General features: G+C 68.1%; 1 protein-coding gene. It reads left to right on the plus strand.

Going from position 1 to position 1,084, the window contains the following annotated elements; genetic code table 11:
* A partial coding sequence (locus tag ACFWE1_RS17555; protein WP_376934771.1) for a LuxR C-terminal-related transcriptional regulator occupies window positions 1-937 on the plus strand: 937 nt, incomplete at its 5' end.
* Window positions 938-1,084 lie beyond the last annotated feature (147 nt).

Below are 1,084 nucleotides of genomic sequence, written 5' to 3' on the forward strand. Positions count from 1 at the left end.
TCTGACTCGCGAGGAACAGGACCTCTACGAGTCGCTCGTGTCCCGCCGCCCGGTTGCCGCGTCCGAGCTGAGTGACAACGCCAGTGCGCTGGCCAGGCTGGTTGAGCTCGACCTGGTGACGCTGGTGGACACCGACCCGCCCAGGTACGTCGTACTGCCTCCGGACACCGCGCTGGACGTGCTGGCGCGTCGCCGCGAGCGGGAGCTGGCCGACGCCCGCCGCAAGATGGTGGAGCTGACCGTGCGGTTCCACGGCAGTACGGCGCGACGCGAGCCGGCGGACCTGATGGAGGTGCTGCACGGTGATGAGGAGATCGCGCAGTGCATGACCAGGTTGTTGCTCGGTGCCCGTAACGAGGTCTGTGGCTGGGACGCTCCGCCGTACCGGGACGACCCCAATCAGGTGAATCAACTGGAGCTGGACCAGCTCAGGCGTGGTGTCACCTTCCGGGTCATCTACGACCGTCGTGGCTCGGTGGACCGGCCCGGACGGCTGGCCGCACTCGCCCAGGGCATCGCCGACGGTGAACAGGCCCGGGTCGGCGACGTACCGCTGAAGCTGATCGTCACCGACGCACCGATGGCCTTCGTCCCCTTCGACGTACGGGCGACCAGACACCAAACCGCACTGCTGATCCACGACCCGGTCATGGTGGCCGGACTGGCCGCTCTGTTCGAGCTCTACTGGGACAGGGCCGTTCCACTGGCCACGTACGACGGTCAGCCCGCAGTCGACCGGCCGACGCCGGATGAGCGGGACCTGCTGGCTCTACTCATGTCAGGCTTCACCGACCTCGAGATGGCCGCTCATCTGGGCTGGAGCGAGCGGACCGTCCGCAAGCACATCGACGGCATGCGGCACCGCCTGGACGCCGACACACGCTTCCAGGCCGGCTATCAGGCCGTACTGCGTGGCTGGCTGGGGCATCGTGGGTGACCTGACCGCACTCGGCCTCAGCCCAGCAGAGGAGGCGGCGTACACCGCTCTGGTCGGTAGCCCTGCAGTTCCAGCCGGACAGGACGACGCGCTGGAGAGCTTGCTCGCGAAGGGCCTCGTCAGCAACGTCGACGGCCTCTACGTCGC

It is taken from the genome of Agromyces sp. NPDC060279, assembly GCF_042726785.1.
Taxonomy (GTDB): domain Bacteria; phylum Actinomycetota; class Actinomycetes; order Actinomycetales; family Microbacteriaceae; genus Agromyces.